Source organism: Pseudomonas sp. 2995-1, from assembly GCF_002742505.1.
Classification (GTDB): domain Bacteria; phylum Pseudomonadota; class Gammaproteobacteria; order Pseudomonadales; family Pseudomonadaceae; genus Aquipseudomonas; species Aquipseudomonas sivasensis.
Window position 1 is genome coordinate 51118 of sequence record NZ_LJSA01000580.1, and the last position, 13142, is coordinate 64259.

At 60.3% G+C, this 13142-nt stretch carries 14 protein-coding genes; 5 read left to right on the forward strand and 9 right to left on the reverse strand.

Annotated elements, in window-relative coordinates:
• Positions 1 to 32: 32 nt before the first annotated feature.
• The 3 genes from hemB to AOA61_RS28100 all read right to left on the reverse strand — a co-directional run bounded on the left by hemB (position 33) and on the right by AOA61_RS28100 (position 2668).
• Complete coding sequence (gene hemB, locus AOA61_RS28090) at positions 33 to 1007, reverse strand: porphobilinogen synthase (protein WP_099603183.1); 975 nt, start codon at positions 1005 to 1007, stop codon at positions 33 to 35.
• A gap of 116 nt (positions 1008 to 1123) precedes the next feature.
• Positions 1124 to 1966: a PhzF family phenazine biosynthesis protein gene (locus AOA61_RS28095; protein WP_099603184.1), complete on the reverse strand. Its 843-nt coding sequence runs from the start codon at positions 1964 to 1966 to the stop codon at positions 1124 to 1126.
• 3 nt (positions 1967 to 1969) lie between these two features.
• A complete protein-coding gene (locus AOA61_RS28100; RefSeq protein ID WP_032886667.1) occupies positions 1970 to 2668 on the reverse strand; it encodes a glutathione S-transferase N-terminal domain-containing protein in 699 nt (232 codons plus the stop codon).
• Positions 2669 to 2924: 256 nt separating this feature from the next.
• Here AOA61_RS28100 and AOA61_RS28105 point away from each other — a divergent pair, with 256 nt between their 5' ends.
• Positions 2925 to 3626 (forward strand): hypothetical protein, encoded by a 702-nt coding sequence (locus AOA61_RS28105; RefSeq protein ID WP_032886668.1) that lies wholly within the window; start codon positions 2925 to 2927, stop codon positions 3624 to 3626.
• 44 nt (positions 3627 to 3670) lie between these two features.
• Entirely contained in the window at positions 3671 to 4726 is a 1056-nt protein-coding gene (locus AOA61_RS28110; RefSeq protein ID WP_099603185.1) for a permease, read from the forward strand.
• Here the strand turns inward: AOA61_RS28110 and mnmH are convergent.
• From mnmH to AOA61_RS28130, 4 genes are all read right to left on the reverse strand, one after another.
• Entirely contained in the window at positions 4716 to 5849 is a 1134-nt protein-coding gene (gene mnmH, locus AOA61_RS28115) for a tRNA 2-selenouridine(34) synthase MnmH (RefSeq protein WP_099603186.1), read from the reverse strand. The genes AOA61_RS28110 and mnmH overlap by 11 nt on opposite strands.
• Positions 5849 to 6883: a selenide, water dikinase SelD gene (gene selD, locus AOA61_RS28120; RefSeq protein WP_095186453.1), complete on the reverse strand. Its 1035-nt coding sequence runs from the start codon at positions 6881 to 6883 to the stop codon at positions 5849 to 5851. The genes mnmH and selD overlap by 1 nt, the downstream gene beginning before the upstream one ends.
• Positions 6884 to 6977: 94 nt before the next feature.
• On the reverse strand, positions 6978 to 7727 hold the full coding sequence (locus AOA61_RS28125; protein WP_032886672.1) for a TerC family protein: 750 nt from the start codon (positions 7725 to 7727) through the stop codon (positions 6978 to 6980).
• Between the two features lie 28 nt (positions 7728 to 7755).
• Positions 7756 to 8007 carry a hypothetical protein gene (locus AOA61_RS28130; RefSeq protein WP_032886673.1) on the reverse strand — a complete coding sequence of 84 codons (252 nt, stop codon included), beginning with the start codon at positions 8005 to 8007 and terminating at the stop codon, positions 7756 to 7758.
• Between the two features lie 134 nt (positions 8008 to 8141).
• Here AOA61_RS28130 and nhaR point away from each other — a divergent pair, with 134 nt between their 5' ends.
• Complete coding sequence (nhaR, locus tag AOA61_RS28135; protein WP_032886675.1) at positions 8142 to 9044, forward strand: transcriptional activator NhaR; 903 nt, start codon at positions 8142 to 8144, stop codon at positions 9042 to 9044.
• A 4-nt stretch (positions 9045 to 9048) separates the two neighbouring features.
• Here the strand turns inward: nhaR and AOA61_RS28140 are convergent, their stop codons facing one another.
• Entirely contained in the window at positions 9049 to 10206 is a 1158-nt protein-coding gene (locus AOA61_RS28140) for an MFS transporter (protein ID WP_032886677.1), read from the reverse strand.
• Positions 10207 to 10446: 240 nt separating this feature from the next.
• Here AOA61_RS28140 and sstT point away from each other — a divergent pair, with 240 nt between their 5' ends.
• The gene (gene sstT / locus AOA61_RS28145; RefSeq protein WP_032886678.1) at positions 10447 to 11667 is read left to right on the forward strand and encodes a serine/threonine transporter SstT; all 1221 of its coding nucleotides are present in this window, start codon (positions 10447 to 10449) and stop codon (positions 11665 to 11667) included.
• A gap of 63 nt (positions 11668 to 11730) precedes the next feature.
• On the opposite strand, the gene AOA61_RS28150 is transcribed toward sstT, so the two are convergent.
• The gene (locus AOA61_RS28150; RefSeq protein WP_032886679.1) at positions 11731 to 12240 is read right to left on the reverse strand and encodes a DUF1993 family protein; all 510 of its coding nucleotides are present in this window, start codon (positions 12238 to 12240) and stop codon (positions 11731 to 11733) included.
• A 117-nt stretch (positions 12241 to 12357) separates the two neighbouring features.
• Between AOA61_RS28150 and AOA61_RS28155 the strand changes: the two genes are divergently transcribed.
• The gene (locus tag AOA61_RS28155) at positions 12358 to 13005 is read left to right on the forward strand and encodes a YceH family protein (RefSeq protein WP_032886681.1); all 648 of its coding nucleotides are present in this window, start codon (positions 12358 to 12360) and stop codon (positions 13003 to 13005) included.
• The last annotated feature ends 137 nt before the right edge of the window (positions 13006 to 13142 follow it).

Sequence of the window (13142 nt, forward strand, 5' to 3'; positions counted from 1 at the left end):
AATATCGCTCGCCACAGTGTTAAACGCCGCCCTCAGATCCCAGCCAACGCCAAGTCCATCGCAAAGTAAGTAAAGATCAAATCCGCACCCGCGCGCTTGATCGAACCCAACGTCTCACGCACCACCCGATCCTCATCGATCGCACCCGCCTGGGCACCAAACTTGATCATCGCGTACTCACCGCTCACCTGGTAAGCCGCCACCGGCAGACGTGAGGCTTCGCGGATGTCGCGGATGATGTCGAGGTAGGCACCGGCCGGTTTGACCATCAGAGCGTCAGCGCCTTCCTGTTCGTCGAGCAGCGATTCGCGCACGGCTTCGCGGCGGTTCATGGGGTTCATCTGGTAGCTCTTTCGGTCGCCTTTGAGGGCGCTGCCGCCGGCTTCGCGGAATGGGCCGTAGAGGGCCGAGGCGAATTTGGTGGAGTAGGCCATGATCGGAATATGGATGAAACCGGCGTCATCCAGCGCGCGGCGGATGGCCTGGACCTGGCCGTCCATGGCGGCCGACGGGGCGATCACGTCGGCGCCGGCGCGGGCGGCGGCTACGGCTTGTTTGCCGAGATTGATCAGGGTCGCGTCATTATCGACATGGGCGCCGTGCATCACGCCGCAGTGGCCGTGGTCGGTGTATTCGCAGAAGCAGGTGTCGGACATTACGATCATTTCCGGCACGGCGTCCTTGATGATCGAGGACATGCGCGAGACCAGACCACGTTCTTTCCAGGTATCGCTGCCGTTGGCGTCCAGGTGGTGAGACACGCCAAAGGTCATCACCGACTTGATACCGGCACGGGCATAGCGCTCGATCTCGGCAGCGAGCTTTTTCTCAGGGATGCGCTGCACACCCGGCATGCTGGTGATTGGCACGAAGTCGTCGATTTCTTCTTCAACGAAAATCGGCAGCACCAGGTCGTTGAGGGTGAACTCGGTTTCCTGGAACAAACCACGCAGCTCCGGAGAGCGGCGCAGGCGGCGTGGGCGGGCTTGGGGGAACTGGCTGGTCATGGTTTTCCTGACATAAAGGCTAAAACTTTGGGGCGAAAGCTTATGCCCCCAGGCCCCGGCAGCACAAATACCAAGGGGCCAACAGTGTATTGCGACGCTCGTAATAATGTATTGATCTAGAGCTGTAGACGCCCTTCGATGCACACCGCAACAGCGCCGCCGATCCAGATTTCATCGCCCTGGCGTTCGACGCTTATACGCCCCGCGCGCCCCATGGCTGTGCCTTGACTGACCACGTAGCGCTCCGGCGCCAGGCCTTCACCCAGCAACCATTGGGCAACGCCTGCATTCAGGCTGCCCGTGGCCGGATCCTCCGGCGCGCCGTCGCCTGCGACAAAGCCACGCACTTCAAATTGGGTATCCACGTCGTCTTGTTCAGGGTTACAGGGGGCAATCACGCCTACGGCCAGCCCTTTCAGCTGTGAATAATCCGGCTGCAAAGCCAGGACTTGATCACGATCCACCAACATCACGGCGAGCCACCCCGCCCCATTGTCGACCCACTGGCTGCGTAGGATGCAGCCCGGCTCCAGGCCCAACCCCAGGCGAATACGCTCCAGCAGGTCTTCCTCCAGCGGCCCCGAACGCAACAACGGCGGCGCGATAAACGCCAGTTCATCACCTTGACGACGGATTCGCACCAGGCCGATTTCACACTCCTGGATGATCTCTTCACCTTTGGGCACCCCGCCCGCCGTCAACCACGCGTGGCAACTGCCCAGCGTCGGATGCCCGGCAAACGGCAGCTCATGCACAGTGGTGAAAATTCTCACTCGGTAGTCAGCACGAGGATCGCGCGGTGTGAGTAAAAACGTGGTTTCACTGAGGTTGGTCCATTTAGCGAAGTCCGCCATCTGTTGATCGCTGAGGCTGTCGGCCCCCAAAACCACCGCCAGCGGGTTGCCCTTGAGCGACACGCGGCTGAACACATCCAGTTGTTTGAAATCGAAAGTCGGCATGCTTCAGCTCGGAATATTTAGGCCACGGATCACTGCCGGGCGGGCAACAAAACCGTCCAGCGCGCGCAGTACGTTAGGGAAGTCGGCGATGCCCACGATATCGCCCGATTCATAAAAGCCGATCAGATTGCGAATCCATGGGAAGGTAGCAATGTCGGCGATGCTGTAGTCATCGCCCATGATCCAGGTGCGACCGAGCAGGCGTTTTTCCAGGACTTCGAGCAGGCGGCGGGATTCGGCGGCGTAGCGGTCGCGGGGTCGCTTGTCTTCGTAGGCCTTGCCGGCGAATTTGTTGAAAAAGCCCAACTGGCCGAACATCGGGCCGATGCCGCCCATCTGGAACATCAGCCATTGAATCGTTTCATAGCGTGTCGCAGGATCTTCGGAGAGCAACTGGCTGGTTTTTTCTGCCAGGTAAATCAATATCGCGCCGGATTCAAACAGCGCCAACGGCTGGCCAGCCGGGCCGTCGGGGTCGATGATCGCGGGGATTTTGTTATTGGGGTTCAGGGACAGGAACTCGGGGGACAACTGGTCCTGGGTCTCGAAACTGACCTTGTGCGCCTCGTAAGGCAGGCCCAGTTCTTCGAGCATGATCGAGACTTTTACCCCGTTGGGCGTGGGCAACGAGTACAGTTGCAAGCGCTCGGGGTGCTGGGCAGGCCATTTGCTATTGATTGGGAATGCGGCAAGTGGGTTCATCAGGAAATCCCTGGCTAGGCAGAAAGTCCCCATGATAGACATCTCCCCGGTGTCCTGCATGGGTCATCAATGCGCAACATTAGCGGGCTATTATCCCGCGCAGGCGAACCAATACGCCTGCCGGCACTCATAAGTGCGCTTAAACGGTGAATGGAGGCGCCTCGCTATAACGACACGGAATACCGCAGGACGCCACCGGCGTCATTGGGGCCAGGCTTGTCCGCCTTAACGTGACGCACGAAGACTCGAACCTATAATGAAGATCAAGCCTCTGCGCCTTGTGCAACGACTCAAACACTATTCGTATGTCATGTTGCCGCTGCTGCTGGTCAGCGGCGCCATGGTTGCAGCCCTCGATGCCCGTGAAAGCCGCGCCCAACCGGTGGACGGTGTGCAAACCCTGGTGTTCCTGCGCCACGGCGAAAAACCCGCCGGCGGACTCGGCCAGCTCAATTGCCAGGGCCTGAACCGCGCGATGAACCTGGCCACCCTGCTGCCGGAAAAATTCGGCAAGGCCAACTTTGTGTTTGCTGCCAACCCGACGCGCAATGTCGAGGAAGGTGAGCTGGACAATTCCTACAGCTACATCCGCCCACTGATGACCATCAGCCCCAGCGCCATCAAGTTGGGCCTGCCGGTGAATATCAAATTCTCGGCGAATGACACCAGCGACCTCGCCGATGAGCTGGTCGAAGACAAATACCACAACGCCACCATCTACACCGCCTGGTCCCACGGTTACCTGCCGGAGTTGATCAATAAGGTGGCGAGTGAAGCGTCCGGCGAAAAACACACAATTACCGACGATTGGTCGGGCAGTGACTACGACACGCTGTATGTACTGACGCTGACCTGGCACAACGGCAAGGCCTCGCTGCTGAGCCGCAACTACAAGCAGGGCTTGAACGACGGCGATGAAACCTGCCCGGAACCGACACAGGTGAGTGCCGATAGCTGACAGCGTATGATGCGTCGCTATTGACTCACCGGCGGATCATCAGCATGTCTAAACTCTCCTCCACCCAGCCCGTACGGGGCTGGTCGTTCTGGTGGAAACCAGCGCTGTTCCTCTTGGTGGCCTGCATAGGCCTCTATTACGTGAAGTGGTCGCCCTACTACTTCAAGGCATTTGTAGCGGCCGACAATCACAGCATCGGCGCCTCGATTCTCAACGATCAACAAAGCTCGCCCCTGGCGGCAGCGCTGGCCTATGCCCAGGTGTATTTCCTGGCGATCTGGAAAGCCGCGGTGCTGGCGGTGATCCTGGGCTCGCTGCTGCAAGTGCTGATCCCCCGTGACTGGCTGCTGCGCCTGTTCGGCCGCGCCGGCCTCGGTTCGACCGTGCTCGGCGGGTTATTCGCCTTGCCGGGGATGATGTGCAGTTGCTGCGCGGCGCCGGTGGCGGCGGGCATGCGGCGCCAGCAGGTGTCGGTGGGCGCGGCGCTCGCTTTCTGGATTGCTAACCCGGTGCTCAATCCTGCCACCCTGGTGTTCATGGGCTTTGTGCTCGGCTGGGGATTTACCGCGTTGCGGTTGGTGGCGGGAATTGTGCTGGTGGTGGGCGTGTCGTTGGTGGCGCAGCGCATTGCTCGCCCGGACCAGATGCCTGAAGCGGCGTTGGACGCTGTCGCCGACGTCAGCACCATCGAGGCGCAACCTTTCCTGAGCCGCTGGTTGCGCACCCTGTGGCAGCTGTTCTGGAACACAATCCCCATCTACATCCTGGCGGTGCTGATCCTGGGTGCTGCGCGTGTATGGCTGTTCCCCCATGTGGACGGCGCCATGGCCAACAGCCTGGTATGGCTGGTGCCGCTGGCGATTGTCGGCACGTTGTTTGTGATTCCTACAGCGGCTGAAATCCCCATCGTACAAACCATGATGGCCCTGGGCATGGGCACCGGCCCGGCCGTGGCCTTGCTGATGACCCTGCCGAGCGTAAGCCTCCCGTCGCTGTTGATGCTGCGTAAGGATTTCGATGCGCGGGTGCTGGTGACGGTGGCCGGGTTGACCATGCTGGTGGGAGTGGTGTGTGGGCTGATCGGGGCGGTCATTCTTTAGTTATGTGGTTAGGCTGATGGCGGTTGCGCGAGCGAGCCCCACGCTCGCGCAAGTATTCCACCACCGCTGCCTGCTCCCCGGCAAACTCGATCCGTGCACCTTTCTTCTCACGTTGAAACGCGTACATAGGGTCGTAGTACTCACGCAACCCCACGATCCAACCCCGATGCAAATCCACGCTACCGCTGCGGGCCTGTTCAGCCAGGGCCGCTTGCATCAGCGCGTGCAAACGCTGATAGCGCTCGCCCCCCAGACGCTTGTGGATATTGGCCAGGCTCTGGGTCAGCCGCTCGGCAAACCGCTCGAAACCCGCTTCGCCAAACGCTACGGAGAACTGCGCACACAGATCGGTCACGTACTCGCGTAATACCCGCTCTACACGGTTTTCCAGGCTTTCTTCCAGCCACACCATTGGATACACCTGCATGCCCCGGTGCAGGTTCAGCGGCAAGGCGCAGCTGCCGATCATGCGGCTTTCGTCCTCAAGCACAAACTGTTCGATGCCACGTGCGCGTTTTTTCAGAACGTCCACTGCCAGGCGGTTTTCGAAGTCGATGTTGGACGGCTGGCCGCTCGCGCGCTTGCCGAAGCTGGAACCACGGTGATTGGCGTGGCCTTCCAGGTCCAGGCCATTGTTCAACTGATTGATGACCTCGGTCTTTCCGCTGCCGGTCAGGCCGCCCAACAGCACGAAATCACACTGTTCGACCGCCTGGTCCACGGTCTCCAACAGAAACGTGCGCATGGCCTTGTAGCCACCGCCGATCCGCGGATAGTCGATACCCGACTCGTCCTTGAGCACCTGTTTCACCAATTGCGAACGCAGGCCGCCACGAAAGCAATACAGGTAACCGTCCGGGTTGGCCTGGGCAAACTCGGTCCAACGTGCCAGGCGCTCTTCAAGCACCTTGCCGCTGACCAACTGGTGCCCAAGGACGATTGCCGCCTGCTGCCCTTGCTGCTTATAGCAAGTGCCGACGCGCTGGCGCTCGTCATCGTTCATCAGCGGCAGGTTGACCACGCCGGGGAACGCGCCCTTGATGAACTCCACCGGCGCGCGCGTATCCATCATCGGCCGGTCGTTGAGGAAAATGTCGCGGTAATCGGTGATGTCAGTTGCCATCAAAACACCTCTACCGCGTTGGTCTGTCGCTCAACCAGTGCGCCGATCGGCTCCAGGCTCAGGCCCAGTTCCTTCGCCACAGCGTGGAACTCGGCATCACCTTCGAGGGTGACGGCGATCAACAGCCCGCCACTGGTCTGCGGGTCGCATAGCACGCGTTTGTGCAACTCCTGCACGCGCCCGATTTTACTGGCGTAGCTGTCAAAGTTGCGCAAGGTGCCGCCGGGTACGCAACCCTGGTCCAAGTAGTACTCGACCCCGGGCAGGCGTGGGACTTTTTCATATTCGATGCGTGCAGTCAGGCCACTGCCGTCAGCCATTTCCACCAGATGGCCCAACAGGCCAAAACCGGTGACGTCGGTCATGGCTGTCACGCCGGCCAGCTTGCCGAAACGGCTACCGGGCTTGTTGAGGGTGCACATCCAGTCGCGGGCCAGGCCGATGTCAGCCTCGCGCAGCTTGCCCTTCTTTTCGGCAGTGGTGAGGATGCCGATGCCTAAGGGCTTGGTCAGGTACAGCTGGCAGCCAGCAGTGGCGGTGTCGTTGCGCTTCATATGGCGCTTTTGCACGATGCCGGTCACGGCCAGGCCGAAGATCGGCTCCGGCGCGTCGATGGAGTGGCCGCCTGCCAGGGGGATACCGGCGGCGTCGCACACCGAACGGCCACCGCGAATCACTTCCCGGGCAATCTCCGGCGCCAGCACGTTAACCGGCCAGCCGAGAATGGCGATGGCCATCAACGGGTCGCCGCCCATGGCGTAGATGTCGCTAATAGCATTGGTAGCGGCTATGCGGCCGAAGTCGAAGGGATCATCGACAATCGGCATGAAAAAGTCCGTGGTGGAGACCACACCACGCTCGTCGTCGATGGCATACACCGCCGCATCGTCCCGCGAGGCATTGCCGACCCACAGGTTGGGGTCGAGGTTCTGTGCGCCGCTGCCGGCAAGGATAACTTCCAATACCTGGGGCGAGATCTTGCAACCGCAACCCGCGCCGTGACTGTACTGGGTAAGGCGAATCGGCTGGTTCATGGTGGACCTCAAAGTAACAAGTGGGGGGAGTCTACCAGACAGCAAAAAGCCGGCTGGGCGCTTGCGAGCACAGCCGGCTTTCAGGTTTCAGCGATTACTGGCGGGCAGCGAGCAAACGCTTGTGACGGTTGCGTCGTGCGATGTTCAAACATTCGATGGCCGCCGAGAAGGCCATGGCTGCGTACACGTAGCCTTTAGGCACATGGGCGCCGAAGCCTTCGGCGATCAGCGTCATGCCGATCATGATCAGGAAGCCCAGGGCCAGCATCACCACGGTCGGGTTGTCGTTGATGAATTTGGCCAACGGCTCAGCCGCCACCAGCATCACGATCACCGAGGTCACCACAGCAATGATCATGATCGGCAAGTGCTCGGTCATGCCCACGGCGGTAATGATGCTGTCGATGGAGAACACCAGGTCGAGCAGCAGGATCTGCCCGATCGCCGCGGCGAAGCCAATGGCCACGGTGTTGCCAACCGACGCTTTCTCTTCAGGCTCCGGGTCCATACTGTGATGGATCTCGGTGGTAGCCTTCCACACCAGGAACAGACCCCCGGCGATCAGGATCATGTCCTTCCACGAAAACGCCTGGCCGAGTACTTCGAACACCGGTGCCGTCAACTGCACGATAAACGCGATAGTGCTCAACAGGCCCAGGCGCAATATCAGCGCCATGCTGATACCGATGCGCCGTGCCTTGGCCCGGTGCTGCTCGGGTAATTTGTTGGTGAGGATCGAAATAAAGATCAGGTTATCGATGCCCAGCACGATTTCCATGACGATCAGGGTGGCCAGTGCAACCCAGGCGGTGGGGCTGGCGGCCAGTTGTAAAAGGTAATCCATAGGTCAGTCCTGAGGTTGTGCCGGGAAATTAAGCTTCTTTACTGTTCGAGTCAGACTCGTTTTCTTCCTGATCGTCCTTTTTTTGCGGACTGATAAGGCCTTGTGTCGCTTCACTCAATGCCTGCTCGGCAGCCTTGTGGGTGTCATCGATGGCTTGCTTGGCCGACTCGGTGGCCTTGCCCAAGACCTGCTGAGCACTTTTCTCGACCTGATCGCAACCACTGATCATTACCAAGGTAAGCGCAAGCAACGATGCCGCGCCCAGGGAATTGAGCTTCATCATGTATTCCTCGTTAGAACCATTGGGTCCAAATAGTGGCCCCGCGATAGCGAGGCATTCTATGCACGCGAACACTTCAGTAAAATTCGTATTTTTCTAGCATATACTTCGGTTTTTACGAAGTGATGGCTGCCATGCTCAACTACCGACAATTGCACTACTTCTGGGTCGTGGCCAAAACCGGCAGCATTGTGCGCGCCTGTGAGCAACTGAACCTCACGCCCCAGACCATCAGCGGGCAGATCAGCCTGCTGGAGCAAACCTTCGGTATCGCGCTGTTTCAACGAGTCGGCCGCCAGTTGGAGCTGACCGAAGCCGGGCGCCAGGCTCTGCCCTATGCCGAGCACATGTTCCAGACCGGCAATGAATTGGAAGCAATGCTGCGCGCGCAACCCGATCAACAGCAGATTGTGTTCCGAGTCGGTGTGGCGGATGTGGTGCCCAAGTCCATCGTCTACCGTCTGATCGCACCGACCATGGAGCTGAGCGAGCCGCTGCGCATCACCTGCCGCGAAGACAAACTCGAACGCCTGTTGGCCGACCTGGCGATCCAGCGCCTGGACCTGGTGATCTCCGACAGCCCGATGCCGTCGCACCTCGACATCAAGGGCTACAGCCAGAAATTGGGGGAATGTGGCATCAGCTTTTTTGCCACTCAGGCATTGGCCGACCAACATGGCGGCGATTTCCCACAGTGCTTGCACGGCGCGCCGCTATTGATTCCAGGCGCGGAGACGGTAGTGCGCAGCCGCTTGCAACGCTGGTTCGCCGAGCAGCAGATCCAGCCGAAGATCATCGGCGAGTTCGATGACAGCGCCCTGATGCAGGCGTTTGGCCAATCCGGCAGCGGGATTTTTATCGCTCCCAGCGTGATCGCCGAGGAGGTGGTGCGCCAGTACGGCGTGGCGCTGATCGGTCAGACCGATGCGGTCACCGAGTCGTTCTACGCGATCTCGGTGGAACGCAAGGTCAAGCACCCCGGCATCGTGGCGATTACCGAAGGGGCAAGGCGCGAGCTGTTCACCGCCCTGCCCTGAAGACTCAGGCCCCGGACGCGACCGGCTGTTTGGCGGTCATCAGCCACAGCGCCAGCAGGATCGACACCAGGATAAACCCGGACGCCGCAAAGCCCAGACTGCCCAGGCCAAAGGTGTCGATGACGTGCCCGCCGACCAACGCCCCCAAGCCAATCCCCAGGTTGGCCCCGGCAATGTTGAGCGACGCGGCGAACGCCGGCGCATGGGGCGCGGCCTTCATCAGTCGCACATGGCTGACCAGGAACATCGCCGCTTGGGTCACGCCCCACACCGCCATCGCTGCCGCCAGGCCGACGGTGGAGTGAATCGCCGGCACCAATGCAACCATGCCGGCGATCATGAAACCGCAGAACACCATGGACGCGATCAACGGGTGGCGATCCACAGCGCGGCCGCCCAAAGAGTTGCCAATCAGCCCGACAGCACCAAAGCCCATCAGGCACCAGCCCACCAGTGTCCCGTCGAAACCGGCCAGGCGTTCAAGGATGTCCGCCAGGTAGGTATAAGCCGTGAACATGCCGCTGAACACCAGGATCGACAGCAGGATATGACCCTGCATCAAGGGGTTGCGCAGGATCTTGAACTGCGAGCGCAGTGTCACTTCGTCGTTTTTCGGTTTCGTCACTGGCAAGTAGATAAACAGCAGCAAAGCCTTGGCCAACGCCACCACAGCCAGGATGGCGAACGCGGTACGCCAGCCGAACATATCGGAAATCAGCGTGCCCACCGGGATGCCAAATACCGTGGCGCAGACAATGCCGAAGCCGATCTTTTCAATGGCACGCCCGGCGTATTCCGGGCCGACGATGTCCACCGCCGTTTCGCTGGCCAAGGCCCAGAACACCGGCAAGCCCAGGGCCGGAATCAGACGCGCCACGGCCATTACCCAGATATTCGGCGCCAGCGCGGCCACGGTGTTGGCTGCCGCGAACATGATCAGGATGGTGATAAACAGGCGCTTGCGCGGGAAACGAGCGCAGTACGCCGTTAGGAACGGCCCGAACGCCGCTACGGTAAACGCGAACAGCGTCACCAGCAGCCCTGCCTGGGACACGCTGACATTCAGGTCCCGGGCAATCGACGGCAACAGGCCGACGATGATGAATTCTGTGGTCAGCACGGTAAAGCCGGCGGCCGACAGCAGCAGGATGGGAAACAGCATGAAAACTCCAGAAACAACGACATCAACGACAGCCCGGAGGGCCCGCTGACGGATAGGAAAGTTGAGAGGGGCGAATCTTAACAGAGTATGTCCGGAGTTGAACAAGGCTCGCCGCCGTGGGTGACGGAATGCCGCACTAAACGGGACATGTCCTACAGCATGCTAGACTCGCCGCCTGCTTCCTACAGCGCTTTCGCCTGCAATGCTGCGCCCTACTAAAAAAACTAGAGACAACTGTTTATGACTCCTGCCCCTTCCCTCCTCCAACGGCTGACACGCGTCAGCCTGGTCACGCAAATCGTCATCGGTTTGATCGCCGGCATTCTGCTGGCATTGCTGTTGCCTGAAGCCGCCAGAGCCACCGGATTTATCGGCAAAGTGTTTGTCGCCGCGCTCAAGGCAGTCGCGCCGATATTGGTGTTTGTGCTGGTGATGGCCTCGATAGCCAACCATAAACACGGCCAGGAAACCCATATCAAGCCGATTCTGTTCCTGTATTTGCTGGGCACATTCGCCGCCGCCGTGGTGGCGGTGATTGCAAGCATGTGGTTTCCCTCGCCGTTGGTGCTCGTCACCCATGACGCCGCCGTCAGCGCTCCCGGCGGTATCGACGAGGTGCTGCAAAGCCTGCTGCTCAGCGTCGTGGACAACCCGATCAGCGCGCTGATGAACGCCAACTTCATCGGCATCCTGGCCTGGGCGATCGGCATGGGCATCGCCATTCGCCATGCGGGCGAAACCACCCGCACCGTGCTCGACGACCTCTCCAACGGCGTGACCCTGATCGTGCGCGTAGTTATCCGCTTCGCCCCCCTGGGTATTTTCGGCCTGGTCGCCTCGACCCTTGCCACTTCCGGTTTCGGCGCCCTGCTCGGCTACGCGCACCTGCTGCTGGTGTTGATCGGCTGCATGCTGTTCGTGGCCTTGGTGGTCAACCCGGCTATCGTGTTCTGGAAGCTGCGCCGCAACCCCTATCCGCTGGTGTTGATGTGCCTGCGCGAGAGCGGCATCACCGCGTTCTTCACCCGCAGCTCCGCAGCGAACATTCCGGTAAACCTGGCGTTGAGCAAACGCCTGGGCTTGCATGAAGACACCTATTCAGTGTCGATCCCGCTGGGTGCCACCATCAACATGGCCGGCGCCGCGATCACCATCACCGTGCTGACCCTGGCCGCCGTGCATACCCTGGGCATCAACGTCGACCTGCCGACCGCCGTGCTGCTTAGCGTGGTCGCGGCCGTGTGTGCGTGCGGCGCATCAGGCGTGGCCGGGGGTTCGCTGTTGCTGATCCCGCTGGCGTGCAGCCTGTTCGGTATTCCGAGTGAAATCGCCATGCAGGTGGTGGCCGTCGGCTTCATCATCGGTGTGCTGCAGGATTCGGCGGAAACTGCGCTCAACTCCTCCACCGATGTGCTGTTCACCGCCGCTGCGTGCCTGGGCAAGGAAGAGCAACCAGCTTAACGTTCGCGCACAAAAAAACCGGGGCGATTCCAGAGGGAACTGCCCCGGTTTTTTTATGAAAGCTTAGAACGCGCCCATGTAGTCACGCTTGCCCACTTCAACGCCGTTATGGCGCAGCAAGGCGTAAGCGGTGGTGACGTGGAAGAAGAACTGCGGCAGGCCGTAGGTCAGCAGGTAGGACTGGCCGCTGAAGCGCTTCTCTTTCGGGGTGCCTGGGCGGGTGATGATCTCGATACCTTCTTTGCCGTCGACTTGCTCAGGCTTGATGGTGTCGACAAACGCCAGGACCTTGGCGATCAGCGCTTGCAGGTCGGCGAAGGTCACTTCGCTGTCTTCGTATTTAGGCACTTCGATCTCGGCCAGGCGCGCAGAAACGCCTTTGGCGAAGTCGACGGCGATCTGCACCTGGCGCACCAGTGCGAACATGTCCGGGAACAGACGCGCTTGCAACAGAGCGTTGGGTTCGATGTTCTTGGCAGTAGCGTGGGCTTCGGCCTTGTTCAGCACATCGCTGAGGGCGTTAAGCATTTGCTTGAAGACTGGGATGGATGCGGCGTACAGGGAAATAGTCATGACAGTCTCATCGGTAATGGCAGGGTTGGAACCAGCGGCGATTATAGCCATGCCCGGCGCTTGTCTTTTATTTTTTCAGGATTACGCTAGTGGCCTCCACTGCATAGGGAACGCGCGATGACCGCCGAGCACGACACCGACACCCCTGAGCCGCGCCTGAACAGCACGGAAATCCGCATTCTGGGCTGCCTGATCGAAAAACAGGCCACCAACCCGGAGACCTACCCCCTGACCCTCAACGCCCTGGTGCTGGCCTGCAACCAGAAGACCAGCCGTGAACCAGTGACAAACCTCAGCCAAGGCCAAGTCGGGCAAAGCCTGCGCGTACTGGAAGGCCAAGGCTTTACCCGCCTGGTGATGGGCAGCCGCGCAGACCGTTGGGAACACCGTGTGGACAAGGCACTGGAGCTGGTACCGGCGCAGGTGATCCTGATCGGGCTGCTGTTTTTACGTGGCCCGCAGACCGTCAATGAACTACTGACCCGCAGCGGACGCATGCATGATTTCGAAGATGCCGAGCAGGTGGTGCACCAACTGGAACGCCTGATTGCACGCGGGTTGGCGCTGCTGGTGCCGCGTCAGGCGGGGCAGCGGGAAGATCGGTATACCCATGCGCTTGGGGATCCGGCGGATATCGAGGTAATCATCGCGGCGCGAGGGAATCCTGTGGAGCGCGGGGCTGGAGTGTCTGTGGAGCGTATTGAAGAGCTGGAAGCGCGGATCGCAGCGCTGGAAGAGCGCCTCGCACAGCTGGAACAGGCATAACTCGGTAAAAACTGTGGGAGGGGGCGGTTCAGTTGGATCAGATTTGACTGACACACTGCTATCGGGAGCAAGCCCCCTCCCACAGTTGAGTGGATTCCAGTCCGGCAATGTGTTGATCGTGAATGCGTAAAGTTAAA

Excerpts from the sequence above, each read along its gene's own strand:
- hemB (WP_099603183.1), bottom strand. The coding sequence starts at position 1,007 with ATGACCAGCCAGTTCCCCCAAGCCCGCCCACGCCGCCTGCGCCGCTCT.
- selD (WP_095186453.1), bottom strand. The coding sequence starts at position 6,883 with ATGAACCAGCCGATTCGCCTTACCCAGTACAGTCACGGCGCGGGTTGC.
- AOA61_RS28110 (WP_099603185.1), top strand. The coding sequence starts at position 3,671 with ATGTCTAAACTCTCCTCCACCCAGCCCGTACGGGGCTGGTCGTTCTGG.
- AOA61_RS28125 (WP_032886672.1), bottom strand. The coding sequence starts at position 7,727 with ATGGATTACCTTTTACAACTGGCCGCCAGCCCCACCGCCTGGGTTGCA.
- AOA61_RS28095 (WP_099603184.1), bottom strand. The coding sequence starts at position 1,966 with ATGCCGACTTTCGATTTCAAACAACTGGATGTGTTCAGCCGCGTGTCG.
- AOA61_RS28100 (WP_032886667.1), bottom strand. The coding sequence starts at position 2,668 with ATGAACCCACTTGCCGCATTCCCAATCAATAGCAAATGGCCTGCCCAG.
- AOA61_RS28140 (WP_032886677.1), bottom strand. The coding sequence starts at position 10,206 with ATGCTGTTTCCCATCCTGCTGCTGTCGGCCGCCGGCTTTACCGTGCTG.
- mnmH (WP_099603186.1), bottom strand. The coding sequence starts at position 5,849 with ATGGCAACTGACATCACCGATTACCGCGACATTTTCCTCAACGACCGG.
- nhaR (WP_032886675.1), top strand. The coding sequence starts at position 8,142 with ATGCTCAACTACCGACAATTGCACTACTTCTGGGTCGTGGCCAAAACC.
- AOA61_RS28150 (WP_032886679.1), bottom strand. The coding sequence starts at position 12,240 with ATGACTATTTCCCTGTACGCCGCATCCATCCCAGTCTTCAAGCAAATG.
- AOA61_RS28130 (WP_032886673.1), bottom strand. The coding sequence starts at position 8,007 with ATGAAGCTCAATTCCCTGGGCGCGGCATCGTTGCTTGCGCTTACCTTG.
- sstT (WP_032886678.1), top strand. The coding sequence starts at position 10,447 with ATGACTCCTGCCCCTTCCCTCCTCCAACGGCTGACACGCGTCAGCCTG.
- AOA61_RS28155 (WP_032886681.1), top strand. The coding sequence starts at position 12,358 with ATGACCGCCGAGCACGACACCGACACCCCTGAGCCGCGCCTGAACAGC.
- AOA61_RS28105 (WP_032886668.1), top strand. The coding sequence starts at position 2,925 with ATGAAGATCAAGCCTCTGCGCCTTGTGCAACGACTCAAACACTATTCG.